The following is a 25589-nucleotide window of genomic DNA, read 5'->3' as shown; positions in this document are numbered from 1 at the left end:
CATGACCGACACCACCTCGCCTCGCTCGGCCGCCCCCGGCCGCCGCAGCGCGCTCGCTGGTCCCGCGTCGGAGTGGACCAAGCTCCGCTCGGTGCGCTCGACCTGGATCTCCCTCGGCACCTCGCTGGCCCTGGTCGTGTTCTACAGCGTCGTGCTCGGCCTGTCGGTGCGGTCGCTCGCGTCCGCCGGAGGCGCCGAGAACGGCGCGACGTCCGCATTGGACAACGCGACCGTCGGCGTGCTCTACGGTGGACAGTTCGCCCTGCTCACCCTGGCCGCGATGACGATCACTTCGGAGTACGCCACCGGCAGCATTCTCACGACGTTGCAGTGCCAGCCCCGCCGCGGACGGATGCTGATGGCCAAATGCGCCGTGCTGGCACCGGTGTTGCTGGTGTGGGGCATCGTGCTCGGGCTTGCCGGAACGGCGGTCGCGACGCTCGCGCTCGGTGAGTTCGCCGACGCCGCCGGTGCTGCCGAGTGGCTGACGCGCAGCGTCGCCGTCGGGGTCTACCTCGCCATGGCCGGTGTCCTCGTCACCGGCATCGGCGCAGCCGTCCGCAGCGTGGCGGGGACGCTCGCCGTGTCGGTGCTCGTGCTGCTGATCCTTCCGATGGGTTTGCAGGCCACGCCGATCCCCTGGCTGGCGAAGGCCGCCGAGTACATGCCGGGGCCGGCGGGCATGGTGCTCATGGGCGTCGCCGAGTTCGACGGGTACGCGCCGTCGATCGCCGTGGCGGTCCTGGCCGGATGGGCCGCGCTCGGTTGGTGGGTCGGTTACTCGGTGCTGCGCTTGCGGGATGCCTGACCTGTCAGACCTTGCAGGCCGAGCACCAGATCGCGCACCCGGGTGGCCGGAATCCGGTCGCCCGGACCGACGATGCCGTCCGGGAACGGGTCCGTGGACAGCAGGACCGGGCCGTGCTCGGCCGAGTCGGGGAGCCTGCCGTGCGAGCCTCGCACCCATCGCGGGTCGGTGGGCACCACGTTCATGGCATAGCGCAAACCGACGCGTTTGCGAGCCAGTCCCGTGAGCGCGCGGACCTTCGCCCACCGATCCGCGGGATCGAAGAACAGTTCCGCGGGATCGAACCCCGGCTTCCGGTGGATCTCCACGCCGCGGGCGAAGTCCGGGGCCCGGTCCTCGTCCAGCCAGTAGTAGTACGTGAACCAGGCATCGGGTTCGGCGACGGCGACGAAGTCGCCGGCGCGGTGGTGGTCCAGGCCGTACCGCTGTTGCGCCGAACGGTCGAGCACCTCGTCCACGCCTCCGAGCGCGCGGACGAGGTCACGCACCTTCGGTTGGTCCGACTCGTCGGCGACGTGGACGTGCGCGACCTGGTGGTCGGCGACGGCGAACGCCCGGGATGCCCACGGATCCAGGTACTCCATGCCCTCCTGGGTGTAGACCTCCAGCAGCCCTTCCGCACGCAGGGCGCGGTTGATGTCGACGGGCTGCTGGACCGGGGTGATGCCGTACTCGCTCAACGCCACCACCGTCACCCCGGATTCCTGCGCTTCGCGCAGCAACGGCGCCAGTTCGACGTCCACGTCCCGGGCCGCCGCGACCGCTTCCGGCGAGTCGGGGCCGAACCGCTGAAGGTCGTAGTCCAAGTGCGGCACGTACACCAGTTGCAGATCGGGCCGATGGTGCGCCAGCACGTGGCGGGCCGCGCCCACGATCCACCGGGTCGAGCGCAGGGACGCCGTCGGCCCCCAGTAGTGGAACAGCGGGAAGGGGCCGAACCGCTCGGTCAGCTCGTCGTGCAGGCTCGGCGGGCGCGTGTAGCAGTCCGGTGACTTGCGCCCGTCGGCGTGGTAGACCGGGCGCGGGGTCACCGTGAGGTCCGTGGACGCGCCCATCGCGTACCACCAGCACAGGTTGGCGGCCCGGTAGTCCGGCTGGACCGCCCTCGCCGACTCCCAGAGCTTCTCCCCCGCTACGAGCTTGTTGTGCTGCCGCCACAGATGGATCTCGCCGAGGTCGCCGAAGTACCAGCCGTTGCCGACGATGCCGTGTTCGGCCGGCATCCGCCCCGTCAGGAAGGTCGACTGCGCGCTGCACGTCACGGCGGGAAGCACGGTGCCGAGTTCGGCGCGCGCGCCACGGTTCCCGAGCGCCGCGACGGACGGCATGTGGCGGAGCTGGGCAGGGGTCATCCCCACGATGTCCAGCAGCAGCACGGGTTTCATCGAATCTCCTGTCCACGCGGGAGGACCGGGCCAGGCCGGTGAGCGAGGTTCCGCTCGGACCAGCGCAGTTCAGCGGCTATGCCGTCCACCAGGTCCTGTCGATGACGCTCGGGAAGCACGTTCCAGGTGTACGTCTCGATCTCCCGATGCGGCGTCACACTCCCCGCGCAGGCCATCACGGCATCGAGCGCCTCCTCGATCACCCAGGTCGTCGCGCGCAGCGGCTCGACCGGCTGGCAATGCAGCGGTACGTGGTAGTGCACGCGCCACGGCCCCAGCCCCGGAAGGGTGTCCACCGCGGCGTCGAGGTCATCCTCCTTGGACACCGCGCCGTCCGGCCCGCGCTCTCGGGTCTGGTGCAGGTAGCGCGGTTCCGCGAACTCCGCCAACGACTTCCGCGCCCGCGGGTCAGCAGGGTCCGGGACTTCGAGAGCGGCCGAGACCTGCACCTTGAACACCTGCAAGCCGGCGTCGTAGACCTGGCGCACGGCGCTCTCCGGGTCGGCGTGGGAGACCGCGAGGTGGCAGGTGTCCAAGCACAGCCCCACGACGTCGGGGTCCACGCGGTCCCACATCCACCGCACTGCGTCCGAAACCTCGTCCAGGACGCATCCGGGCTCGGGTTCGATCGCGAGCCGCACCGGACGTCCGCATCGTGACGTTTCCTCCCGGAGCGCGTCCTGGACACGGTCCAACGCCATGCGCGCCCGCTCGCCGTCGGTGTCGGTCCATCCGTCGCGCCAACCCAACGGGAGCGTCGACATACTGCCGTACTCCGCGTCCTCGTCCAACAGTCCACCGAGGACGCGGGCGCAATCGACGGTGTACCGGGTACGACGAGGATCGCCCCAGCACGGCCGGTACACCGAGTGCTTGACCACCGGATCGTGAAAGCCCCGGTACGGGAACGCGTTGAGCGTCTCGACGAACAGCCCGCGCTCGCGCGATGCCCGCTTCAGCCGCGACACGCTGCCGGGATCGGCGGCCAGCGCGGCGGCCACGTCCGCCGAGAGCCACAGCCCGAGCCCGAGCCGATCCAGCCTGGCCCGTTCCCGGATCGGGACCGCGTAGCGATCAAGCTGGTCGAGCAGCCCCGCCAGGTCTTCGGCAGGGTGGACATTGGTGCAGTACGAGAACTCCGTCATGACCGCCCTCCTGCCTCCGCGGTCGCCGCGCGCGCCCCGCGCAGCACCGAGTTGCCCGCGAACTCGACGGGCGTACCGGTGAACGCGGGAAGTTCGTCCAGCAGCAGACGGCCGCTCCGACCGTAGAAGTCGACGGGGTTCGACCACAGCAGCTTGTCCACATCGGACTCGGTGAAACCGGCTTCGAGCATGGCCAGTCCGGCTCGGTACGTCGTCAACGGGTCCGACCGGCCCCAGTCGGCGGCGGAGTTGACCAGCACCCGATCAGTGCCGTACTCCCGGAGCAGCGCCACCAACCGGTGCTCGTCCATCTTCGTGTCCGGGTACAGCGAGAAGCCCATCCAGCACCCCGACTCGGCCACCGGCGCGACGGTCACCTCGTTGAGGTGGTCGACCACGACCTTCTCGGGCGCGATGCCGGACTCCCGTACGACGTCGAGGGTGCGACGTGTCCCCTCCACCTTGTCGCGGTGCGGGGTGTGCACCAGGGCGGGCAGGTCGTGCGCGACCGCCATGCCGAGTTGACGGGCGAACGCCTCGTCCTCCTGCGGCGTCATCGAGTCGTACCCGATCTCCCCGACAGCGACCACCCCGTCCTTCGCGAGGTACCGGGGCAGGACGTCCAGTACCGGCAGGCACCGCGCGTCGTTGGCTTCCTTCGGGTTGAGCGCGATCGTGCAGTGGTGGCGGATCCCGAACTGCGCGGCGCGGAAGCGCTCCCACCCAAGGAGTCCGTCGAAGTAGTCGGTGAAGGACCCGACCGAGGTGCGGGGCTGACCGAGCCAGAACGCGGGCTCGACCAGAGCACGGACGCCGTGGGCGTACATCTCCTCGTAGTCCCGCGTCGTGCGCGAGGTCATGTGGATGTGCGGATCGAAGATGCGCATGAATCGTCCTCGGGTCGTTCGTCGGTCGGTGTGCTGGGAACTCATGGCGTAGGCGTCAGTTCCGGGCGGCCAGCAGCCGGTCGGCGTCCCGGGGAACCGGCCGACCCGCCGCGCGGCGCTCGCGGGCGAAGTCGGTCACCATCCGAGCCAACTCGTCGTCGCGCCTGCGTTCCAGGTCCACCACGGCCGCCAGCGGAATCCCGAGGAACAGGCACTTGAGAACGCCGTGACGCCATGCGGGCTGGTCGAGGTGCCGCGCGGCGAACGAGCCCATCGAGGCCGCGATCAGCGTGCTGTCGTTGGTGCGCAGCGCATCTTCGACGAGCGCGAGCCCCGCGCCGGCGGCCCCGGCCGGGATCACGTGCAAAGCACGGAGGACTCCGCGCCGTTCCGCGCCGTCCCCGTACCGGTACAGCTCGCCGAGTTCGGCGGCGAGAACCTCGGGGGACACGACCGCGGCGAGGGTGGTCAGCATCGCGGTGCGTGCCCGGTCGTCCTCCGTCCCGTGCACCAGTCCCGCCGCGTCGACGTCGGCGCGGATCGGCGCCCGCCCGGCGTGCCGGCCTGCGGCGGGAAAGAGCGCTCGGATCGCCGTGGGATCGGCCCGGATCCGCGCCCGCGCCTGCTCTACCCACGCTCCTGCTCCGGAAGGCTCCCACCTAGGTATGGCCGGTTCCCCGCGCGCTCGGCGCAGCGCCGTGATGGCCCGCCGTGCGACCGCCGGGGCGGCATGGCTGTGCCGTGGCAACTCGACCGCCGCCACCCCGCGGTAGCCGACCTCGTCCAGGGCGGCGAGGGTGCCGGGCAGGTCGAGGTCACCGTCGCCGAATTCGAGGTGCTCGTGCACGCCCGGCAGCATGTCGTCGAGTTGGACGTTGACGAGCAACCCGGCGGCCTGGCGGACGCACGTCGCGGCGTCGACGGGTTCGACCGCGACGCAGTGGCCGACGTCGAGCGTGATGCCCAGGCACTCCGGTGAACCGAGCGCTTCGCGCACGTCGAGCGCCTCGCTCAGCTGCTGGACGAACATCCCCGGCTCGGGTTCGAGCCCCAACGGGACCTCGTTGCGCTCGGCTTCGTCGAGGACCTCGGCGATACCCGCGAGCAGTCGCTCCCGCGCCGGCTCCGGGTCGACGTGCGCTTCCCGGACGCCGGACCAGAACGACACGCTGTCGGCTCCCAGCTCGGCACCGATCCGCACCGCTCGTCGCAGGAACTCCACCCGCGGCTCCGGTTCCGCGCACAGCAGGGTCGGATGGTGCTTGCGGCGGGGGTCCAGCAAGTACCGCGCTCCGGTCTCCACCACGCAGCGCAGGCCCAGTTCCCGCAACCGGGACGCGACCCGAGCCACGTCCCCGGGCAACGTCGGTGCCCACGGGTCCAAGTGGTCGTGGTCGAGGGTGAGCGCCACAGCCGTGTAACCGAGTTCCGCGATCAGCGTCAGCGCATCGTCGAGCCGATGGTTGCTGAAGCCGTTGGTTCCGTAGCCGAGCGCGAACCCGCTCATGTCGGGCTCACCTTCTTGCCGAGCCGCCGTGCGAGCGGCAGCGCCGCCGCGATGACGACGGCGACCGCACCCGCACCACGGCGAGCGACCAGCGCGGACTGCAACGCGATCATGCCGTGGATCCCCGCCGCGGTCGCCGATCGGACTGCGGGAGCGACGGGGCTGCGCACCGCACGCAGTTGGTGACTCCCCACGAAACCGGCATAGACCAGACCCGCTGCCGACGCCTGGACCCGGTGCCGGGCGAACGGTGCGGGCGACGCCACCACGGCCGTTCCCACGGCTACGGTGCCGCCGAGCGCCGCGACGGCGATTCCCCGTGCCGCTCCGTGGACCTCGCCGCGGGACAGCGCGGTGATGCCCACCGTGTGCGCGGCGACGAGTCCGGCCTCGAACGCCGCCGCGCGCGTGCCGGACCAGCCCGCGCCCAGCAGCACGTTCAGCGCGCGACAGGCACCCATGCCGACGGGTGCGGCAGGAGTGTTCTTGAGCACGAGGTCGTATGCGCACACCGTCGCCCCCAACAGCACCGCGACGTGCACCGCGTCCCTGCCTCCGCCGAGCGCCGCGAGCCCGACCCCCGCCGTCAGCAATCCGGTCGCCGCCGCGATCGCGTGCTCTGCGGCGATCTCGCCGGACGGAATCGGGCGTTCGGGCCGTTCCACCGCGTCCTCGTCGCGGTCGGCCCAGTCGTTCAGGACCATCCCCGCCCAGTAGAACGCGGCCGCCGACGCGGGAAGGAGCCAGCGGCGCCCCTGAAAGGACCGCCCGGCGGCCACGGAGCCCACCACCGGATCCGCCCACGCCGTCAACGCCGCGGGCGCCCGGAGCAGCCGTATCCAGCGGCTCACGCGTCCGCCCCCAGCTCCGCGACCCACCGTTCGAACGTGCGCACCTGGTCGGCGAAACCGTGTTCCTCGCCTGCCACCGGATCCTTGAAGAAGCACGCCAGTTCCGCGACGGGGCCGCTGAGTCCGGCGGCGTGCGCGCCCGCGAGCAGGCGGGTCAGATCCAGGACCAGCGGTGCGGCGAGGGCCGAGTCGTAACCGGACCAGGTGAGTTGGAGGCTCATCTCAGCACCGAGGAAACCCTCGAACTGCACGTGGTCCCACGCCACCTTGCGGTCGCCGAGTTCGGGCACGTTGTCGATGTGCAACGGGGCCGTCACGTCCTGCCCCAGCGACGCGCCCAGTCCACGGGACTTGGACGCGAGTTTGGCGGACGCGCGGTCGCTCTCGGCGAGCGTCGCGCCGTCGCCGCCGCCGAGCAGGTTCGTTCCCGACCAGGACCGCACCGCGAGCGCACGCGCGGTGAACATCGGAGCGAGCACCGTGCGCAGCAACGTCTGCCCGGTCTTGCCGTCCGAGCCCGCGTACGGGAGCGCGCGCTGACGCGCGTACTGCTCCAGCGCCGGGAGCCGGATGCCCGGGGACGGCGTGAAGTCCACGTAGGAACACCCGGCGGACAGGGCCGCGTAGGCGTAGAGGGAACTGGGCGGCAACACCGCCCGCCCAGGAGCGGCGAGTGCGTCCCCGAGCGCGGCGAGATCCTCGTGCCCCGGTTCCGGCGACAGCGGTGCCTCCGTCGCGGCCACGTTCACGACCACGACCCGAGCCAGGCCGTGGCGGTCCCGAAACCGGCTGATGTCCGCGGCAAGGCGACGCACTATGTCCTTCTGCGGCTGCGTCGACCGACCCGAGGTGCAGCCGATCGCGATATCTTCGTCCACTTCGGACAGATCGTCCGCGATCAGCGGAACGAGTCGCCCGGGCAGCGATCCGGCGGCGGTGAGCTGCTCGGCGCGCTTGCGCAGCGGCGTGTCGACGACATCGTGTCCGCCGATCGCGATGTCGTTCCACTCCGGCACGTCGGCGGCACCGAAGGTCATACCGTCGGTGACCGATCCGATCGGCGGCACCGCTTGCCGTTGCATCGCGAGCAGACCGCAGATCGCGGTCGTCCCGACCGACCCGCGGGCGCCCACGAGCCACATTCCCACATTCCCGGATCCCCCAGAACCCTGCAACGCCGTTTCCTCCCATGAACCCATTCGCAGCGTCCGCTCCGAACCGCCCGCGGACGCGTCACGGCGATATGTTCGCCTTTCCAGCACAGCAATCAGCTGCGCGCCGCACCACCGCGGCAGATCTGACGATCCTGCCGCATAAAGAAGATCATCCCAGTACCGCACGATTCCCGAGAAGGCGCGCGACACCCACCGGTACCGCGATTCGTGCCAAACCCAACCCTGCCCGGTCGCCCACAACCACGACATCCGCCGAATGCGAGTCAAAATACTCCGAGTGAGGCATCAAGCGCAGATCAGGAGAGCTTGACCTGGCATTTGCAGCGAGCACTTAAAAACCTTGCTCAGGCGGCACGCCGATCGGCTAGTCTCACCCGTGACCTTGATCAAGGCGAGATCGGGGTGCGTTAGGCGCACGGTCGAGCGTCGTGCGCCTGTCCAGCGGACTGGACGAAGATCCTGGGGGGATCAGACTTTCGCATGCATTCGACAGCTTCTTTCGGCGGACCATGGGGAGACGCCGTGAACGGCCCGGGCGACGTTCCAGGGGAACCCTTCTTGGGAATGATCGTCAGCCTGCCGCCCGACAACAGCCGGGAGCGAACTCGTTGCTGCGATCCTGATCAGTCGCGCGCTCGGCGGGACCGGGCCGGCCCGCGCGTTCCGTCGCGCCGCGCGGGGTCGTGCATTCGCGATCGCGGACGTTCCGCCGCGTCCGGTCTTCACCTCCCCGGGAGCGAGACCTGCCGGATCGAGCGGGAAGGAATCATGAGCAGCACCGATCCGTGACACGAGCACATCGTGACCATCACGGAGAATTGGAGGGCAGGCCGGCGTCCGATGCTTCGATCGGGCCTCTGGGGGAGGCCCGCCACGCGCGGAGCGCTGCTTCCAGGACCAAGGGTGGATCAGCTCGTGGAAACCGTTCCACCGACGCCACGAGTGGTCACCGCACGTGAACGACGACCTGGGGGTCATCCATGCTTCGTATCCATTTCTCGGCGGACGATCTCCTCAGAACGAGGATCGCCGTCCCGCGTTCTCCAGTTGCCGAAATCCTCTTCGCCGCCGATCTGCTGTGGCAGCGTCGAGGCGCCGCCGCGTTCGATCCCTGGCGTTACGCGGTTCGCTCCCGGCTGGGGCCGCGAGCACGTCACCTCACCGAGTTGGTGCGTGCCGTGCGGCCGACCTCGGAACTGTTCACCGAACCACAGCCGGATCTCGGACGGGCCGGATGCGTACGCCCCGTGCAGGACGTCCACAAGACCACCGCCGCCGTCCACGAGTTCGGCAGGACCGCCGTGCAGCCTTACTGGCAGCGCCTGTCCGTGCTCCTGGAGATCGAACGCTCGGCTCGCGGGCAGGCCGTTCTCGACGACGGCATCGAAGGACTGCTCCGCAGCCTGCACGCCACGGCGACCTGGGAGCCCCCGTTCCTCCAGATCGCGGGCCGCCCGGCGCGCAAGATCTTCCTCGACTCGGCCGGGCTCGTCATCACGCCGTCGGTCTTCCTGTTCGACCGCCCGACCCTGCTGTTCAGCAGCACCGATCCGCACAGCACCCCCGTCCTGGTGTATCCGGCCCCGCTGGACGTGAACACCAAGCGGTTGTGGGCGCGCAGCACGTCCGGAGGCAAGACGCTCGGCGCCTTGCTCGGGCGCACTCGCGCCGAAGCGCTGCACGCGCTGCTCGACAGCTACACCACCGGCGGGCTCGGGCAACGGCTCGGCATCTCCGCCGCCGCCGCAAGCCAGCACACCTCGGTGCTCCGCAACGCGGGGCTGATCACGACGCGCAGGCAGAAGAACGCGGTGTCGCACTCACTCACACCGCTCGGACTCGCACTGCTGAACGGGGACGGCTTCGCCGAGCAGCAGACGTGACCGCGGTGGGGAACGAGCCGCCCACGATGACCACCACGACAGGCAGCCCAGGAGTTCAACCGTGTCCCAGCCCGCCATCGAGGCCCACCACCTCACCAAGACGTTCGGTGCCGTCACCGCGCTCGACGACGTGTGCCTGTCGGTCGACCAAGGCACCGTTCTCGGCATGCTCGGCCACAACGGTGCGGGAAAGACCACTCTGGTCAACATCCTGAGCACCCTGCTCCCGCCGAGCAGCGGGACCGCGCGGGTCGCCGGGTTCGACGTCACCCGGTACCGGGCGAAGGTCTGCGCCCGCATCGGATTGACCGGCCAGTTCGCCTCCGTCGACGAGCAGCTGTCGGGCGTGGACAATCTCGTGCTCATCGGCAGGCTGCTCGGTGCCCGCAAGGCCGAGGCCCGTCGACGCGCCGCCGAACTCCTCGACGTCTTCGACCTGACCGGGGCCGCCACCCGCCTCGCGAGCACCTATTCCGGTGGGATGCGGCGACGGCTCGACCTCGCGGCGAGCCTGGTCGGCGATCCGGACGTCATCTTCCTCGACGAACCCACCACTGGCCTCGACCCGACCAGTCGGCTGGGGATGTGGGAGATCGTCGAGGCGTTGGTGGAACGGGGTACGACCGTGCTGCTGACCACCCAGTACCTCAACGAGGCCGATCGCCTCGCGGACTCGATCGCCGTGCTGTCCCAGGGCAGGGTCGTCGCGGCGGGCACGCCCAGCGAGCTCAAGGCGGAAGTCGGTCAACGCAGCGTCACCACGACGCTGTCCGACCCCGCCGACGCCGACACCGCGTTGCGTGCGCTCACGTCGGCCGGGCTTCCTTCGGACTACGACGCGGAACGGCACCAGATCACGACCTCCGTCACCACTTCCCGCGAACTCGGGGCGGTCGTGCGGGCGCTGGACGAAGCCCAGGTCGAGGTCGCCGCGCTCGGGCTCGGGGAACCGACCCTCGACGACGTATACCTCGCGCACCACCGTGCGACCGAACGGGTACAGCCAGTGGGAGTCCCCTCATGACCACGACCACCGACACCCCCACGCGCCAGTGGCGCGGAGCCGCGATGCCCGCCCAGGTCTACCTGCTCAGCAGCAGATCGCTGCGCGCCCTGCTCGTCGACCCGCGCATGCTGCTGTTCAGCATGTTGCAGCCGCTGATCATGCTCGTCCTGTTCAGCCAGGTCTTCGGCAAAGCGATCACGGTGATCGACCCGCCGGGCGGGAACTACATCAACTACCTGATGCCCGCGATCCTCATCACCACCAGTATCGGCGCCGGCCTCCAGTCCGGGATCGGCCTGATCTCGGACATGCACAACGGAGTCGTCGCCCGCCTGCGCGCGCTACCGATCCACCTCAGCTCGGTGCTGCTGGCGCGCAGTGTCGCCGATCTCGTCCGCAGCGCGGTGCAGCTGATCGTCCTGCTGGCGACGGCCGCCGCCCTCTTCGGCTTCTCCCCGCAGGGCGGTTTCTGGGGCGTGGTCGCGTCGCTGGTGCTGGCGCTGGTCGTGAGCTGGTCGCTGACCTGGGTCTTCCTGGCCATCGCCACCTGGGTGCGCAAGGCCGAGGTGATGCAGAGCATCGGCTTCCTGGCGATGTTCCCGCTGATGTTCGTCTCCAGCGCGTTCGTACCGCTGGAGGCACTGCCGAACTGGCTGCGGGTCCTCGCCGTCGTGAATCCGCTGACCTACGCGGTGGACGCCTCCCGCAACCTCGCCCTCGCGCTGCCGACCGGCAACGGCGTGTTCCTCGCCTTGGGCACCAGCGCAGCCCTGGGAGCGATCAGCGCCGTGTTCGCCGTGCGGGGATTCCGAAAGCCGCTATGAGGCGCCGCCGCTCGCACGCAGAGCGCTGAGCTGCCGGATCGTCGGGTAGCGGTAGAGATCGCGCAGCGGGACGGCAGGCACGCCCCGCTCCCGCAGCGCGGTCGCGATCCGCACCGCGAACAGCGAGTTGCCGCCGAGTTCGAAGAAGTCGTCGTCCAAGGTGACCTCGACCCCGAGCACCTCGCTCCACACCACCCGTAGTGCGTCCGCCATCGTCGCCGATCCGCCGCTGTCGGGTGCGGTCGTCGTCGGCCGTGCCGGGTGGGGTGCGGGCAGCCTCTGCTGGTCGAGTTTTCCGTTCGCCGTCAACGGCATCGCGGGGATCGCGGAGACCGTCGCGGGAACCATGTGCTCCGGCAGGAGTCGTGCGGCGCGACCTCGGACGTCCGAAGTGGACGTCTCGGTCACGACGTAGGCGTCCAGCCTGGCCGACGCGGCGTCGTCCGGGTCGGTCCGGTTGACGACCACGGCCGCCGCACTCACCGCCGGGTCCTCCAACAGGACCGAACGGATCTCGTCGAGTTCGATGCGGAATCCACGGATCTTCACCTGGTGGTCGAGGCGGCCCAGGTGTTCCAGCACGCCGTCCGGCCGCAGGCGCCCCCGGTCGCCGCTGCGGTAGACGCGCTGCCCGGTGTGCTGATCCAGGACGAACCGATGGTCGGTGAGGTCGGGGCGGTTGAGGTAATGGGCGGCGACACCGGCGCCGCCGACGTAGATCTCGCCCGGGACTCCGGGCGGCGACACCCGTCCTTCTTCATCGCGCACCGACACCGACCATCCCGGCAGCGGCCGTCCCACCGCGCGTGACTCCTCCAGCGCGATCCGCCGCGTCACGGTCTGCACCGTCACGTGCACGGTGGTCTCGGTGATGCCGAACATGTTCACCACGCGGCACCGGGACTCGGGGTGGCGGTCGAACCAGCCGACCAGCATCCGGGCGTCCAGCGGCTCACCACCGAAGACGACCAGGCGCAGCGCGACGCCGGCCGTGCCCTGGTCGACGGCGAGCGGTGCGAACGCCGACGGCGTCTGGCTGAGCACCGTGACCCGCTCCCGGCCGAGGAGTTCGAGAAAGCGCTCCGGGTCGCGCGACACCCAGTACGGGACGACGACGAGACTGCCTCCCGTCGCCAGGCATCCCCAGATCTCCCAGACCGAGAAGTCGAACGCGCAGGAATGGAACCACGTCCACACGTCCTGTCCGCCGAGCCCGAAGTCGGCACTCGTCGCGTCGAGCAGTGCGCAGACGTTGCCGTGCGGCACCACCACGCCCTTGGGCCGGCCGGTCGAACCGGAGGTGTAGATCACGTAGGCGGGATCGGCGGGCTCCCCGTCCTCCGGGAGGTGGTCGACGGGGGGCGTCGCGGAGAGCGCTTCCGGCGAGACCGCCTCCCTGCCCGCACCGGTGGGGAACTCGCCGTCGCGGGTCACCACCAGCGTCAGCTCCGCGTCCTCGGCGATGAAGGCGAGGCGTTCGCGGGGATACGCGGGCTCCATCGGAACGTAGACGCCGCCCGCCTTGAGCACGGCCAGCAGCAGCACGGGGATCTCCGCCGAGCGGTCCAGGCACACGCCCACCCGAACGCCGCGCCGCACCCCGAGCGCCCGGAGCGCGCGGGCCCACCGCTCGGACCGATCGTCGAGTTCGTGGTAGGTGATCCGCCGCGGATCCTCGGCGATCGCGATGGCTCCCGGTGTCTCCGCCGCCCTGATCCTGACCCGCTCGTGCAGGAGCCGTGGTTCGGCGCGGTCGAGCGAGGGGCCGGTCCCCAGCGCCAGCACCCGTGCCGTCTCGGCGCCGAGAATCTCCGGTTCCCGCACCGCACTCGACGGGTGCGCGATGATCTGGTCGTGCACGCGCACGACGTGCCGGGCCAACTGGTGCGCGATCTCCGGGGAAACCCAGCGCGGATCGTGGTCGCAGCGAAGCACTCCGCCGTCCGCGCGCCCCGCTGCGAACGAGAGCGTCACCGGGAACGCAGGGGCCAGGCACGGTTCGTAGTCGACGGTCCCGTCGGGCTCCGGCTCGAGCCGGTCCACGATGAAACCCACCGGCGCGACCTTCGTCGTCACCGGGGCTTCCGGTGCGTCAAGCCCGGATCGGATGCCGTCGAGCAGCGAGGTGACCTGGGTGGACCCGGACAGCTCCGTCGACACCGCGACCAGCCGGCACCCGCCACCTGCCTGCCGCGGCGCCACGACCGGAAGCGACGTCGCCTCCTGCCCGTACCGATCCAGCACGATCGACAGCGCGGCGATCCACGTCTCCGCGGACCCGGATTCCCGCACCGGGAGTTCACACCGCCCGGGGCGGTCCTCGGCACGCGTGCCGAGGGCCCAGGCGGCGGGTTCGAAGGACAGCTCCTCGTCCAGACCGGCGATGGGCGACGCGGCACCCACCGGTGCGGACTCTCCGGCAAGCGAGCGAGCGGTGTCGCGCAGGTGGCCGGCCGTGTACCGCGCCCGGTGGGCGACCAGCACCAGTTCGGCCGCGTCCGAGCACTGGAGGAGGACGACTCGAAGCCCGTCGGCGCGGGACACGCCCCGAGTCGTCTCACCGCGTCGGATCCGCTCAGCGACCGGATCGTCGACGGAGCCTGCGATCCGCTGCACCCACAACTCGTGCGCCGGACGGCGCGCATCCTGTTGGCGGACCGCCGCCAGCCTCGCGGCGATCGTCGCGCGCTCCACCGAGGGGGCCAGCCGAACGGACAGGGCGTGGCTGCGTGCGGCGTCGGGTCGAGCCTCCGCTCCCCCGTCACCGGCCGCTGAGAAGTCGGTCATGGCGTCGCCCCTCCTGTGGTTCCCGGTTCCGCCGGGAGCGCGGTCTTCCACGTCATCGCGCGGTGAACCCGCCGTCGACGGTCAGCACGGAACCGGTCACCTGACGCGCGTCGTCGGAAGCCAGGAACACCGCCGCTCCCGCGACGTCCTCCGGCTCGATCAACTGGTTCATCGGCTGGGCCTGCACGAAGGTCTCCTCGTGCTCGTCCACGGGAACCTCCAGGCAACGAGCGATCTCGGACAACATCCGCCCCTCGGCCCACTTGTCGTCCCGCACCGAACCGGGGCACACCGCGTTCACCCTGACCTTCTTCGGTGCGAAGTCCAGTGCCACGGCCTTGGTCAGTCCCACCAGACCGTGCTTGGCCGCGACGTAGCCCGCGAAATGGCGGTAGCCGACCACACCCGCGGTGGAGGCGATGTTGACGATGCTCCCGCTCCTGCGGTCCAACATGGACGGAGCGATCTCACGGATCATCCGCCACGCGCCGGAAAGATCCACGTCGAGCATGAGATTCCACTCGTCCTCGCTGATGTCGTGCGCGGCGCGGCCTGAGGGTGCGGCGATTCCGGCGTTGTTGACGAGCACGTCCACCGCCCCGAACCGCCCGAGAGCGGTGTCCACGAGCGCAGCCACGTCGCCAGCCCTGCGAACGTCGAGTTCGGAGGTCATCGTGGCCACACCGCGTTCCGCGCACAGCTCGGCCGTGTGCGCCAGTTGGCTCGCCGAGCCCAGCGGGTAGGGAACATCGCTCAGGTCCTGCCCGATGTCGGTCAGGACCACGCTCGCCCCCTCACGGGCGAACGCGACCGCGCAGGCACGTCCGAGCCCACGCGCCGCTCCGGTGATGACCGCGGTCTTTCCCCTCAAGCGCAACGGAGTTCCTTCCGGGCGATCGTGCTCAGGTCGCCGACGTGCCGATAGTCCAGGAGTTGCCGTCCGCCTCGGACAGCGCTGCGGTGATGAGTTCCGCGACCGTGCCCACCGAGTCGGTGAGGTACATGTGCCCGCCGGGAAGCTCGACCAGGTCGAAGTCCCCGGTGGTGGCCTTCGACCACTGCCCCGCGTGTTCGGTGTCCACGAGTTCGTCGTCGCGTCCCCGCAGCGAGGTGATCGGCACCGGCAGCGGCTCGGTTCGACTCGGCCGGTAGTTCTCGTGCATCTCGACGTCCGCACGCAGCGCGGGCAGGATTAGCTCCCGCATCTCGGGGAATCGCAAGGCCGGATGGTCGTAACCGGCGAATTCCCGCACCTGGTCGAGGAACTCCGCGTCCGCGAGCCCGGTCGCCCGCTGCCGCCGGGTGCTCCACGGACCCGGCGATCCGCTGACGACCAGGCGTCGAAGGTCGATGCCCGGAACGTCGGCCAACCGGTGCGCCAGCTCGTAGGCCAGGACTGCTCCGAGACTGTGTCCGAACAGGACGATCTCGCCTGTACCCACCCGCTCGATCACCGCGTCCCGAAGGAAATCGGCCGCCACCGAGGCGTCCCGGAACGGTTCGGCGCCGATCTCCCGCTCTCTGCCTGGAAGCGGGAGCGGTACCAGGTCGAACGCGGGTTCCACGTGCTCCGCCCACGGCCGGAAGTACGACGCGCCCGCTCCCGCGAACGGCACACACACCAACGAAGGTCGCGACATGTCCCTCACCCCTCCACTAGGTCGACTGCACGGTTCAGATCAGTTCTCGCCGGGATGTCGCGGGCGAGCCCCATCGCCTCCCGCTGCCGCTGGCGGTCACGTCCCGGGGTTCGGTGCCACCGTCGTATCCCGTGCGCTCGACCACCACGACCGCGCCGCGTGCCCGGGGTGCGACGCTCACCTCCGCCGGCCCCCGACCACCGCCGTGGATCCGGCGTCCCCGCTCGTCCCGCACGGTCACCGGGCCGTTGATCCCGTGTCGCAACGTCCAGGCCCGGTCGGTTCCGCTGTGCACGCGCACCCACTCGGTTCGGCCGCCGCTCCGCCCGGCGTCGACCCGGATGCCGTGCCGCACTTCCAGGCCGGACACCGAGACGTCGGCCCATCCTGCGGGCACCGCGGGGAAGAGGTCCACGACGTCACCGCGCCACCGGATCATCATGTCGCGCAGGATGCGGCTGACCGCGTAACCCACGTCGGGCGGTGCCGCGCCTCCCGCGCGGTAGAGGGTGTTCGGCAGGAACTCCGAGTCCCCGACGCGTTCCGCGAGAACGTGCTCCAGCTCGGCGCGCGCCGCGTCGCCGTCGTCCAGCGCGCTCGACATCGCGGCCGCCGCCAGGTGGGAATGTCCCTGCCAGTCACCCCGCAGCGCCGACCAGCACTCGAAACCCCGCTTCCAGACGGCGCGATCGGGCGAGTCCGCGAGGTCGTCCAGCTGGTGCAGCGCGACGAGGTGCGACGGGTGCCGATGCGACTCGCCGAGGGCCACGCCCGCACCGACCATCGGTCCCCCACCGACGTCCCGATGAGCCCGGACCAACCGCTCGCCGATGTCGTTCCACCGGTCGCCACGAGGGTCCCGCACCCCCAGCAGCGCGGCGGACCGCACCAAGGCTCGCGCTGCCCAGCGGAGCAGTTCGAGATCGTAGGTGCTGTCGTGCACGTCGGCGTAGGTCGGCGAGTGCGTCAGCGGAAGGTGAAGCCGCCCCCCGGCGTCTTCGACGAGGAACTGGCCGTAGAAGCCGACCGCACGCCGCAGCGCCGGTCGCACCGTCTCCCTCAGCAGCTCGTCGTCGCCGCTGTGGACGCAGTGCCGCCACAGCGCGGGCAGACCCGCCGCAGCGATCATGTTCCCGGTGAATCCTTCCTTGGACCCGGTACCGGGAATCGTCGCCCGTACGTGCGTCGGGGTCGAGGGAGCCGCCCGGTCACCGTGCCCGTACCCGTCGAGCATCGCCGTCGCGTGCTCGCCGCCAGGACGTGTCGCGGCGGCCCGGTAGAGCTGCGCCCAGTGGAACCGCTGCACGGTCTTGTCCGGAATCGACAGGAAACCGCGGCGGTAGAAGCTGTTCCACCACGCCCGGTGCGCCTCGACGAGCTCCGAGCTGTCCACGTCCCGCGGGGGGCCGGCGTCGAGCGAAGCCGTCATGAGCCGCCGACTCCCCTGGCGGCGCTCACACCAGGACACCTGTGCGTTCTCGTCCGGAACCCAAACCGCGCGGCTCTCGCCTTCCGACGGGGTGAGCGAGATCATCAACCTGTTCTCGGAACGCGGCACGAGTGCGGCGAAGCGCACCGAGCCACGCGTGGTCGTCAGCGTTCCGGTGAGTTCCGCGTTCCACAGGTCCAGTTCCCACCGGGCTTCCGTCGGAGTCCCGGCCAGCACCAGCGCGAGTCGGGCGGCCGGTGCCTCCCAGGGCGTGCTCGCGCCGCCGAGCGCCACGGTCAGCCCCCTGCCGTCCGCGCTCCGGTGGACCTGTCCCCACAGAACACCGTTGCCGAGCAACGGCGCACTCCGCCAGTCCCGAGGGACCGAGTCCCAGTGCAGGTGCGCGTCCCTGACGATCGCCTCGTGCGGCTCGGTCGATGCCGCGAAGAGGGGTGCGGCCGCCCAGCCACCTCCGACAGCGACAGCACTGACCGCCGTCGAGCCGTACAGGAAGGTGCGGCGTCGCAGCGTGGTCATCACGAACCTCCCGCAGGCGACGACGAGTCCTTCGTGGCCGGCGCGCGGGAGGTGCCCGTGGAGGAGAGGGCGAACTCCGACAGCAGGTCCGCCGCCATGCCCGCACCACCCGCTCGACGGACACGTCGTGCGTGCGACGCCAGCGCCGCCGCGACGGACTCGTCGTCACGCACCGCGTCAACCGCGGCGCGGAACTGTGCGGGGGAGGCGTTCGCGTCCACTTCCACGCCGACCCCGAGATCCCGCAGTCGGCGAGCGGTCGTGAGTTGATCGCCCGCGCGTGGGACGAGGACCATCGGGATGCCCAGCGCCAGACCCTCCATCGCCGAGTTCATCCCCGCATGCGTCACGAACACATCACTGTGCGCCAACACCTCGGACTGCGGAACATACCGACGCGCGACCACGTTCTCCGGCAACACACCCAACTCGGCCGGATCCGTATGCGACGTCGCCAGCACCACGCACCACCCAGAACCCGCGAAACCCTCCGCCACCCGCCGGAAGTACTCCGCACCACGGGAGAACACGGTTCCCGACGAGACGTACACGGTCGGGCCGCTGCGGATCCGATCCCACGGCAGATCCCCACCGCCATACCCCACCGAGGACCCCCGCTGAAGCGGCCCCACGAAACGAAAACGCTCGTCGAACGACCACCGCATCGGCTGCAACTCCGCGACCACGTTCACCAGCACCAGCGGTGCTCGTGCACCCGGCATCCGCAATGCCGGGTGGACGCGGGTGAGTCCGGTGCGACGCGCGCACGATTCGGCGATCGGCCCGGTGCGCGCCCGCAACTCGGCCAGGACGACCTCGTCGTTGAGCGCATAGGTGACGCTCAGCGCGACCCAGGGCGTGCCTTCGGCACGGGCTGCCGTTGCTCCCCAGCCCGCCACGTAATCGGTGACCACCACATCGGGATTCCACGACGTCCAGCACCCGCGGATCCGACGGACCATCCTCTTCCGAGTCCGCCGACGCGACAGAGCTGCGACCACTCGGCGGGGCAGCACGGTGCGGCGCGGCTTCCGCTCGGGTACGTGGGCGTTGCCGACCGTCGCGGCGAACTCGGTGACCTCGCAGCCGGCGTCGCGGAACTCGGCCGCGAACTCGGGGGGCACGGCGACCGTGACGTGGTCGCCGCGCCGCACCAGCTCGGCGGCCAGCGCCGACATCGGCCTCACGTGGCCATGCTGCGGGTACGGGAACACGAGGTAGCGGGTCATCGGTTCGCCGCGAGCTTCTGCAAGGCATCCGCCGCGGCCCCGGCTCCGCCCGCGCCCCGCACGCTGGCGGACAGCTCGTCGAGGGCGGCTCGCATCCGTTCGTCGCCATGCACTCGGTCCGCCGCCTCGCGGAACTCCGATGCCGCCGCCGTGGCCGCCACGACCTCCCCTGCCCCGAGGGAGGCGAGCTGCCGCGCGATGCCGCGCTGATCGTAGGCACGTGGTACCAGGACCATCGGGATGCCCAGCGCCAGACCCTCCATCGCCGAGTTCATCCCCGCATGCGTCACGAACACATCACTGTGCGCCAACACCTCGGACTGCGGAACATACCGGCGCGCGACCACGTTCTCCGGCAACACACCCAACTCGGCCGGATCCGTATGCGACGTCGCCAGCACCACGCACCACCCAGAACCCGCGAAACCCTCCGCCACCCGCCGGAAGTACTCCGCACCACGGGTGAACAACGTCCCGGTCGAGACGTACACGGTCGGGCCGCTGCGGATCCGATCCCACGGCAGATCTCCACCGTCATACCCCACCGAGGACCCCCGCTGAAGCGGCCCCACGAAACGAAAACGCCCGTCGAACGACCACCGCATCGGCTGCAACTCCGCGACCACGTTCACCAGCGCCATGGCCGCGTTCGCGGTGACGCGACGGCGGAGTCCGGGCTGGACGCGGGCGATACCGGACCACCTGGCGAGGGTCTTCACCCGGGGGCCGAACTTGCGGTCCACATCGGACAGGAGGATTTCCTCGCTCAGGGCGTAGGTCACGTAGAACGACACGAACGGGACGTCGTTGGCCTCAGCCGCCTTGATCCCCCAGATCGCCATGATGTCGGTGACCACGGCGTCCGGATTCAAGTCCTCGACCACGCGGCCGAGGACTTCGGTGAGCCGGAACCGCTCCGCGACGATGTCCCACGCCCTGCGCAACCCGCCGAGTTTGTAGCGCAGATCCTGCTGTTCGGGGATCCGTTCACGGGCCCGGATGTCCAGCTCCACGATCGCACAACCGGCCGCGGCGAAAGGTTCGGCGAAGCCGGCGCTCACCGCGACGGTGACCGGCTCGCCCCGACGCACGAGCTCCTCCGCCACGGCGACCATCGGGTTGACGTGGCCGTGCAGCGGGAACGGGACGAGCAGGTAGCCGCTCATGCCGCGTCCATGTAGTGCCGGTACGAGTCGAGGGTGCCGCCCCACTCGGCGGCCAGCGCCGGGTCGGCCACGGCCACCAGGTCCAGACACGTCCGCACCATCGCCGCCACGTCGGTCGGCGTTCCCGGCACCGGTGCCGCGACGAGGTCGTGCAGAGCGGTGCGGCACGCCCGCCCCAACGGGGTGACCGCGAGTTCGCCGTCGAGATCCGCCCACCGCCTGCGGGACTCGGGCAGGCCGAGCACTGCGGCGACCAGTTCGGCCAGCGCCTCCCGCACCTCGACCACACGTCCGTAGCCACGCAGGTAGCCGCTGACGCCGAGTTCGTCGCGGAGGGTGTGCAGGCGCACGAGCAACTCGCAGAGCAGACCTGCCGCCGTCGACGGTCGATCCGCGGGCGCCTCGGCCGTCAACCCGGGTGCGGAGTCGACCCCCGCCGCGACTTGATCCGCCACGTACAGCGGGCAGCTCGGCTCCTGCGAGTCGACCGTTTCGGCCGGTCCGCCGCCGACGAGGCGCACCCGCAATCGGTGCAGCCGCCCGGCGTGCGGGGCCAGGTAAAGCGAATCGACGCTGGTAGCCGCACCTTCCGCGTTCTCCCGCCAACCCGGCAACAGCGTCCCGACCCCGTGCATCATCAGGTCGTCGAGCACGAGCGCGAAGATGTCGAGGCAGTCGTCGTCCACCACCACGACGAGCTCGATCTCGCCCGCCCGGTGCAGGTCGGCCAACCGCCCGCCGGTGAGCGCAACGCGGCGGACGCGAGGACTGCTCGACAACGCGTCCACCACCGCTTCCAGCAGTGGTCGGATCGTCGGCGGGCTGGACTCCGCGAGGTCGCTGATCAACGAGGTGCTCACGCCTACTCCTTGCGAGGATCTGACGGGGAACGATCGGTTGCCGTGGTGGGACGATCAGTCGAGGCCGAGCATGACCTTCTTCGTGTCCTGCCAGGCCGCGACCTGGGACTCGTCGCCGAACCGCCGGTAGGCTTCGAGAATCAGGTCGTACACGGTGCCTTCCGGCATGGCGTAGCTGTAGAACAGGCGCAGCAGGGATTGCTCGGCCACCCGCCCGTATCCCAAGGTCAGCAGTTGCACCGCGCGGTCCAGGTGTCCTTCCAGCACGTCGTCTTCCGGCTCCGGCAGCACCTGGACGTCCTGCCGCGTGAGGTGGATGTTCTCGGTGAAGCGGCGGAACGCGTCGTCGGCGTAGCAGTCCATGATCAAGTGCACCCGGTCCGGTCCGGTCAGGTTGCACGCACCGTGCGCATGGGTCGGGACGAGTCGCCAGATGCCGCCGTGGCCGAGATGCACCTTCGCCCCGCCGGTCACGAGTGCCGACGAGCGGTTGGTGCGCAGCGGGATGTGCAGCCGATGACGCTCTACATCGGACAGCTCCTCGTAGTCTCGGTGTTCCCACAGGAACGAGTTGGACGACAGCCGCGCGATCCGCACCCACATGTAGCTGAGCCCGAAGGACCGCAGGAGCTCCCGAGTGGCGGGCATCCGCTTCAACAGCGTGGTTTCCTGCGGCTCGCAGTCACGGATGGTGAGATCGTTCGGATCACCGCTCTCGTTGTACAACGACAGCGTCAGCCACCCACCGCTCTGGTACTCGCCGTATTCCAGCCCCCACTCGTCGGGCACGCTCACCCCTTCACGGCTGGCGCGCTGGAGCAATGACGGGTCGAGGTCACCGATCCTGCCGACCTGTCTGGTCAATGCGGCTACGTCCATCATCGAAAAACGTCTTCCCTCCACGCGGCGTCGGGCAACGCGCCCATCAAGGCGGTGAGTCGGATCACCGCGAGGAAGGCGGAATTCGCCCCCCAGCGTCCCTAAAATCCCTGGCGCAGCGGGATTTTGACGCCTGCACGACCTCACTGGATCGCACGTTAGCACTGTCCGCGACCGTAGTCGCCGCCATTAAGTCCGGGCGAAATTCCCCTTGTTCGGCGCGATCAACGGGCCGACCGAAAGAACTCCAGAATAGACTTGTTCACTGTTTCGGGAACCTCCAGATAACCGTAGTGACCCGCGTCCGCCACGCATTCGTAAGTCGCTCCAGGAATGATCTCGGCGAGTTCTCTGCCGTGCCGCGCCGGCGTCAGGAGGTCGTCGGAGAACGACACGACGTGGCACCGGACCTCGATCGCGCGGTATGCCTCCAACCGGTCCGGCATCGGTTCCAGTGCCAGCTGAGCCAACTCGCCGGGGCCCGGCGGTGGCGCCAGTTCCAGCAGGTCGAGCCAGTCCGCCGCGTCCTGGTCCCGGGCCAGGGTCGCCGGTGACAGGACTTGCATCGCTTGCGTCACGGCCGAGTAGGACGACGGGACGACCGCGCCCGAGCGGTGCAGCTCACGAGTCGCGGCCGACAACGCGGCCCGAAACCTGTCGGTACGCCCCCTGGTCGCCATCAGAACCGCCTGCCGGACCAGATCCGGCCGCGCGAGCACGAGCTCCTGTGCGATGTAGGAACCCATCGACGTGCCGACCACGCGCACCGATTCCAGGCCCAGATGCTCGATGAGTCCGACGACGTCACCCACCATGTCCCGCACCGTGAAACCGTCGGCGCACAGGTCGCTGGGAGCGATGCCCCGGTTGTCGAACGTCACGACGCGGTAGCCCGCGGCGCGCAGGGCGGGCACCTGGTGCAAGTGCCAGGCGCGGCCCCGCCCGCCGCTTCCCATGATGAGCAGCACCGGTTCGCCCGCGCCGAACTCGTCGTAATGCAGGCGCACGCCGTTGACCGACGCGAAAGGCATCCGCTCTCCTCACTCGTCACCCGGCGGTCCGGGTCGTCACCGCTGCCGGTCGAGGACCTCGACCCGCAATACCGGGGAGTCGGCGATCTCCTGCTCGCTGAACCGGTCGGTCACCCACTGGCCGGCGGAGTACAACTCGGTCTGGTCCGCGTAGTGGGGCGAGGTCGGATCGGTCGACTGCGAGTAGGTCATCAGAGTGGAAGCCTCCGGGCTCTCGGCACTCCCGAACTCCACCACCTGGACAAAGCTCGATCCGTGGGCGACCTCGGTGTTGCCCCGCTCTGGATCCCACTCGGGTGTGATGACGTTGAGGACGCCCAACTCCCCCGGCCCGCCGTGGATCCCGATCTCCGCACCGTCGCGGGTCACCTGCTGGTGTTCACCGAGCGGAGCGTCCAACGGGATGCCGGCGTCCCGGAGCTCGACCGCCGCGTCGCCGAACGCACGGTGCACGGCGGGATCGCCGGTCTTGAGCGTGTTCGGGGTGTGCACCGGATCGGCGGGGTCGAACCCGACCTTCCACGGCCCGCCCTCGACCGACCCCAGGGCGCGGACGAAGCGTTCGAACAGCAGCGAACCCCGGCTGTCGAGCCGGTACGTGTGGTCCCACTTCGCCACCGCATCGCAGGCGGCCGATACGTCGACCGGCCCTGAGCTGGACGGTGCTCGCCCACCCGGGAACGACTCGCACATGTCGGCGGTATCCGCTGCCGCCAGCACCGCCACCCTGCTGCGGTCGGCGAACAGCATGTCCTTCATCGTCTCGTGCGAGAATCCCTCGCCCGGCAACCCGTCTTCGCCCGCACGGCGTTCCCGCACCGACTCGATCGCCTCCCTGGTCCGAGCCGAGCGCTCGGTCCCGACATCACCGATGGTGCGCGGGTAGTCCTCCAGCGGCTGCTCCAGGTTCGTCAGCCACGGGCTGTCGTTGGCATTGAGCACGTAGTCCCGACGCGTCATCTCGGGAAGCGCGTCGGGGCCGAAGATGCCGGGCTGCACGGCATCTTCGTCGCTGCCCCAGGCACAGTCACCCCGCCCTCCGTCGAGAATCGAGATGCCGCTGACCGCGAAGATCTGTGCGCCCAGCGGAGTGCTGCACTTCTCCGCCAATTCGTCGGTGACGTGCGGAGCCACCTGGACGTCGGAGTAGAGCACGTCTCCCCTCCGGTCGGAGGCGATCGTGTTCAACCACGGAAGGCTCTGGTTGTCGGCAAGGGCTCTCGACATGTCCGCCGTGCTCTCCGCCGCACCGAAGTCGAGCCACGTGTTGAGCGTGCGGAGGTTGGTGACGTTGGGGTCACGCACCGCGTGCGCGGTCGTCTCCCACGGCAGCGGGGAACCACCCGCACCCTCGATCACCGGGCCGTAACGGGTCGACCACAGCGTCCGCTCGACGGTGTCGGTACCACCGTCGGCGTTGCGCACCTCGACCCGGACGGTGCGGCTGGTCATCTCCTCCCGCTTCCCGTCCACCTGGTACGCGGTGGGTTCGCCCGGAACCAGCGGAACCTCGTAGAGCCCCATCGTCGCCGCCGTGGAGACCGTGTGGCTCCACGCGATGTCGTTGTTGTGTCCGATGAGGACACTGGGAATCCCGAGCAGGGAGGCGCCGGATACGTTGAGTTCACCGGGAATGGTGAGGTGCGCCTGCCAGAAGCGGTTCGGTCCGTGCCAGGGGTAGTGCGGATTGCCCAGCAGCACGCTCTGCCCGGACCGGGTGGCGTCCTTGCCCGCCGCGATCGCGTTGCTCGCTTTGGGCCGCACTCCGTCTCCAGCACCGAGCCCCTTGAGCACGGCACCTACGTCGTGCGCCACGTCCCCCGACCGCCCGCGCGTCCCCGGGGGCTGCGCGTTGACGATGTCTCCCGCCAGCCTGCCCAGCCCGGACGAGGTGCTCACGTCGTAGACGTGCCGGTACACGTCGAGTTCGGAGATCGGGCGCACCCAGGCCGCACCCGCGCACGCGGGGTCGGTGATGCCGTCGGCACCCGCCTCCTCCAGGTACCGGTTGAACCCGCTGACGTATCCGCGCACCATCTCCACGACTTCGGGTTTCGGGCCGAGCGGCGGCTGCCGGCCGGACGCCTTCTCCACGACCCCGCTGTCGTTCACGCTCTGGTAGTAGAGGTCGCTGTCGAGGCTGTTGTCGACGCCGGCGAGACCCTCGTTCGGCGGCGCGTCCGGGCCGAGGTGCCGGGACCGCTCGGCCCGGAGGGTCATGTACACGTCGGACAGGGCGCAGAGGTTGTCCTTCGCCGACGCGTAGCCGTAGCCGTGGCCGAGTCCGGTGTAGTCCTCGGCGAGGATGTGCGGAATCCCGTGCTCGGTGTAGCGCACGACAGCCTCGGCACCGGCGGGTACGACTGCGGCCGAGGCCGACATGCCACCCGCCCCCACCGTCATGAGCAAGGCCGTTGCGGCGGCCGCGAGTGCGCGCGCACCGCGACGGAGGCGGGTGCGGGTCATGTCAGGCGTCATGATCGTCGCATCCCTCGGGATGATGGTCTTCATGCTTCAGCGGGCCAAGGACAACCCGATGATGATGATGATGCCGATGATG

At 70.0% G+C, this 25589-nt stretch carries 20 protein-coding genes; 4 read left to right on the top strand and 16 right to left on the bottom strand.

Features of this window, described 5'->3' with window-relative positions:
* Position 1 precedes the first annotated feature (1 nt).
* Positions 2 to 808 carry an ABC transporter permease gene (locus tag ABZ805_RS22230; protein WP_358443447.1) on the top strand — a complete coding sequence of 269 codons (807 nt, stop codon included), beginning with the start codon at positions 2 to 4 and terminating at the stop codon, positions 806 to 808.
* Here the strand turns inward: ABZ805_RS22230 and ABZ805_RS22225 are convergent.
* The 6 genes from ABZ805_RS22225 to ABZ805_RS22200 are packed head-to-tail and all read right to left on the bottom strand — an operon-like array spanning position 778 to position 7725.
* Complete coding sequence (locus ABZ805_RS22225; RefSeq protein ID WP_358443444.1) at positions 778 to 2193, bottom strand: nucleotide pyrophosphatase/phosphodiesterase family protein; 1416 nt, start codon at positions 2191 to 2193, stop codon at positions 778 to 780. The two genes, ABZ805_RS22230 and ABZ805_RS22225, sit on opposite strands and share 31 nt — an antisense overlap.
* Positions 2190 to 3338: a metabolite traffic protein EboE gene (gene eboE / locus ABZ805_RS22220; RefSeq protein WP_358443441.1), complete on the bottom strand. Its 1149-nt coding sequence runs from the start codon at positions 3336 to 3338 to the stop codon at positions 2190 to 2192. Before eboE ends, ABZ805_RS22225 begins: the two co-directional genes overlap by 4 nt.
* Positions 3335 to 4225 (bottom strand): TatD family hydrolase, encoded by an 891-nt coding sequence (locus ABZ805_RS22215; RefSeq protein ID WP_358443438.1) that lies wholly within the window; start codon positions 4223 to 4225, stop codon positions 3335 to 3337. Before ABZ805_RS22215 ends, eboE begins: the two co-directional genes overlap by 4 nt.
* A 55-nt stretch (positions 4226 to 4280) precedes the next feature.
* Entirely contained in the window at positions 4281 to 5732 is a 1452-nt protein-coding gene (locus ABZ805_RS22210; protein WP_358443435.1) for an EboA domain-containing protein, read from the bottom strand.
* Entirely contained in the window at positions 5729 to 6583 is an 855-nt protein-coding gene (locus tag ABZ805_RS22205) for an SCO3242 family prenyltransferase (protein WP_358443432.1), read from the bottom strand. Before ABZ805_RS22205 ends, ABZ805_RS22210 begins: the two co-directional genes overlap by 4 nt.
* On the bottom strand, positions 6580 to 7725 hold the full coding sequence (locus ABZ805_RS22200) for an inositol-3-phosphate synthase (RefSeq protein WP_358443472.1): 1146 nt from the start codon (positions 7723 to 7725) through the stop codon (positions 6580 to 6582). Before ABZ805_RS22200 ends, ABZ805_RS22205 begins: the two co-directional genes overlap by 4 nt.
* Before the next feature lie 1280 nt (positions 7726 to 9005).
* Here ABZ805_RS22200 and ABZ805_RS22195 point away from each other — a divergent pair.
* The 3 genes from ABZ805_RS22195 (at position 9006) to ABZ805_RS22185 (ending at position 11471) form a co-directional block, all read left to right on the top strand.
* Positions 9006 to 9641: a winged helix-turn-helix domain-containing protein gene (locus tag ABZ805_RS22195; protein ID WP_358443429.1), complete on the top strand. Its 636-nt coding sequence runs from the start codon at positions 9006 to 9008 to the stop codon at positions 9639 to 9641.
* Positions 9642 to 9702: 61 nt separating this feature from the next.
* Positions 9703 to 10665, top strand: a complete 963-nt coding sequence (locus ABZ805_RS22190) for an ATP-binding cassette domain-containing protein (protein ID WP_358443426.1) — start codon at positions 9703 to 9705, stop codon at positions 10663 to 10665.
* Entirely contained in the window at positions 10662 to 11471 is an 810-nt protein-coding gene (locus ABZ805_RS22185) for an ABC transporter permease (RefSeq protein WP_358443423.1), read from the top strand. Before ABZ805_RS22190 ends, ABZ805_RS22185 begins: the two co-directional genes overlap by 4 nt.
* On the opposite strand, the gene ABZ805_RS22180 is transcribed toward ABZ805_RS22185, so the two are convergent.
* The 10 genes from ABZ805_RS22180 to ABZ805_RS22135 all read right to left on the bottom strand — a co-directional run bounded on the left by ABZ805_RS22180 (position 11466) and on the right by ABZ805_RS22135 (position 25366).
* Complete coding sequence (locus ABZ805_RS22180; RefSeq protein WP_358443420.1) at positions 11466 to 14258, bottom strand: non-ribosomal peptide synthetase; 2793 nt, start codon at positions 14256 to 14258, stop codon at positions 11466 to 11468. The genes ABZ805_RS22185 and ABZ805_RS22180 overlap by 6 nt on opposite strands.
* 52 nt (positions 14259 to 14310) lie before the next feature.
* Positions 14311 to 15129, bottom strand: coding sequence for an SDR family oxidoreductase (locus ABZ805_RS22175; protein WP_358443418.1), 819 nt, complete (start codon positions 15127 to 15129; stop codon positions 14311 to 14313).
* 31 nt (positions 15130 to 15160) lie between these two features.
* Positions 15161 to 15898, bottom strand: a complete 738-nt coding sequence (locus ABZ805_RS22170; RefSeq protein ID WP_358443415.1) for an alpha/beta fold hydrolase — start codon at positions 15896 to 15898, stop codon at positions 15161 to 15163.
* A 34-nt stretch (positions 15899 to 15932) separates the two neighbouring features.
* Positions 15933 to 17864: a hypothetical protein gene (locus ABZ805_RS22165; protein WP_358443413.1), complete on the bottom strand. Its 1932-nt coding sequence runs from the start codon at positions 17862 to 17864 to the stop codon at positions 15933 to 15935.
* Positions 17864 to 19093 (bottom strand): nucleotide disphospho-sugar-binding domain-containing protein, encoded by a 1230-nt coding sequence (locus ABZ805_RS22160; protein ID WP_358443410.1) that lies wholly within the window; start codon positions 19091 to 19093, stop codon positions 17864 to 17866. Before ABZ805_RS22160 ends, ABZ805_RS22165 begins: the two co-directional genes overlap by 1 nt.
* Positions 19090 to 20199 carry a nucleotide disphospho-sugar-binding domain-containing protein gene (locus tag ABZ805_RS22155; RefSeq protein WP_358443407.1) on the bottom strand — a complete coding sequence of 370 codons (1110 nt, stop codon included), beginning with the start codon at positions 20197 to 20199 and terminating at the stop codon, positions 19090 to 19092. The genes ABZ805_RS22160 and ABZ805_RS22155 overlap by 4 nt, the downstream gene beginning before the upstream one ends.
* Positions 20200 to 20255: 56 nt before the next feature.
* Positions 20256 to 21119: a hypothetical protein gene (locus tag ABZ805_RS22150; protein WP_358443404.1), complete on the bottom strand. Its 864-nt coding sequence runs from the start codon at positions 21117 to 21119 to the stop codon at positions 20256 to 20258.
* Positions 21120 to 21173: 54 nt separating this feature from the next.
* Positions 21174 to 22001, bottom strand: a complete 828-nt coding sequence (locus tag ABZ805_RS22145) for an aspartyl/asparaginyl beta-hydroxylase domain-containing protein (RefSeq protein WP_358443401.1) — start codon at positions 21999 to 22001, stop codon at positions 21174 to 21176.
* A gap of 221 nt (positions 22002 to 22222) precedes the next feature.
* The gene (locus ABZ805_RS22140; protein WP_358443399.1) at positions 22223 to 23029 is read right to left on the bottom strand and encodes an alpha/beta fold hydrolase; all 807 of its coding nucleotides are present in this window, start codon (positions 23027 to 23029) and stop codon (positions 22223 to 22225) included.
* Between the two features lie 36 nt (positions 23030 to 23065).
* Positions 23066 to 25366, bottom strand: a complete 2301-nt coding sequence (locus ABZ805_RS22135; protein WP_358443396.1) for a penicillin acylase family protein — start codon at positions 25364 to 25366, stop codon at positions 23066 to 23068.
* Between the last annotated feature and the right edge of the window lie 223 nt (positions 25367 to 25589).

Source organism: Saccharopolyspora sp. NPDC047091, assembly GCF_040643635.1.
Lineage (GTDB): Bacteria > Actinomycetota > Actinomycetes > Mycobacteriales > Pseudonocardiaceae > Saccharopolyspora_C.
This window is presented reverse-complemented; position numbering and strand designations above follow the sequence as displayed.

What these genes read in the sequence shown, in the direction of transcription:
- ABZ805_RS22225 (WP_358443444.1), bottom strand. Translation starts at nt 2,193, where the DNA reads ATGAAACCCGTGCTGCTGCTGGACATCGTGGGGATGACCCCTGCCCAG.
- ABZ805_RS22230 (WP_358443447.1), top strand. Translation starts at nt 2, where the DNA reads ATGACCGACACCACCTCGCCTCGCTCGGCCGCCCCCGGCCGCCGCAGC.
- ABZ805_RS22180 (WP_358443420.1), bottom strand. Translation starts at nt 14,258, where the DNA reads ATGACCGACTTCTCAGCGGCCGGTGACGGGGGAGCGGAGGCTCGACCC.
- ABZ805_RS22165 (WP_358443413.1), bottom strand. Translation starts at nt 17,864, where the DNA reads ATGACCACGCTGCGACGCCGCACCTTCCTGTACGGCTCGACGGCGGTC.
- ABZ805_RS22160 (WP_358443410.1), bottom strand. Translation starts at nt 19,093, where the DNA reads ATGACCCGCTACCTCGTGTTCCCGTACCCGCAGCATGGCCACGTGAGG.
- ABZ805_RS22210 (WP_358443435.1), bottom strand. Translation starts at nt 5,732, where the DNA reads ATGAGCGGGTTCGCGCTCGGCTACGGAACCAACGGCTTCAGCAACCAT.
- ABZ805_RS22145 (WP_358443401.1), bottom strand. Translation starts at nt 22,001, where the DNA reads ATGATGGACGTAGCCGCATTGACCAGACAGGTCGGCAGGATCGGTGAC.
- ABZ805_RS22200 (WP_358443472.1), bottom strand. Translation starts at nt 7,725, where the DNA reads ATGTGGCTCGTGGGCGCCCGCGGGTCGGTCGGGACGACCGCGATCTGC.
- ABZ805_RS22185 (WP_358443423.1), top strand. Translation starts at nt 10,662, where the DNA reads ATGACCACGACCACCGACACCCCCACGCGCCAGTGGCGCGGAGCCGCG.
- eboE (WP_358443441.1), bottom strand. Translation starts at nt 3,338, where the DNA reads ATGACGGAGTTCTCGTACTGCACCAATGTCCACCCTGCCGAAGACCTG.
- ABZ805_RS22215 (WP_358443438.1), bottom strand. Translation starts at nt 4,225, where the DNA reads ATGCGCATCTTCGATCCGCACATCCACATGACCTCGCGCACGACGCGG.
- ABZ805_RS22170 (WP_358443415.1), bottom strand. Translation starts at nt 15,898, where the DNA reads ATGTCGCGACCTTCGTTGGTGTGTGTGCCGTTCGCGGGAGCGGGCGCG.
- ABZ805_RS22140 (WP_358443399.1), bottom strand. Translation starts at nt 23,029, where the DNA reads ATGCCTTTCGCGTCGGTCAACGGCGTGCGCCTGCATTACGACGAGTTC.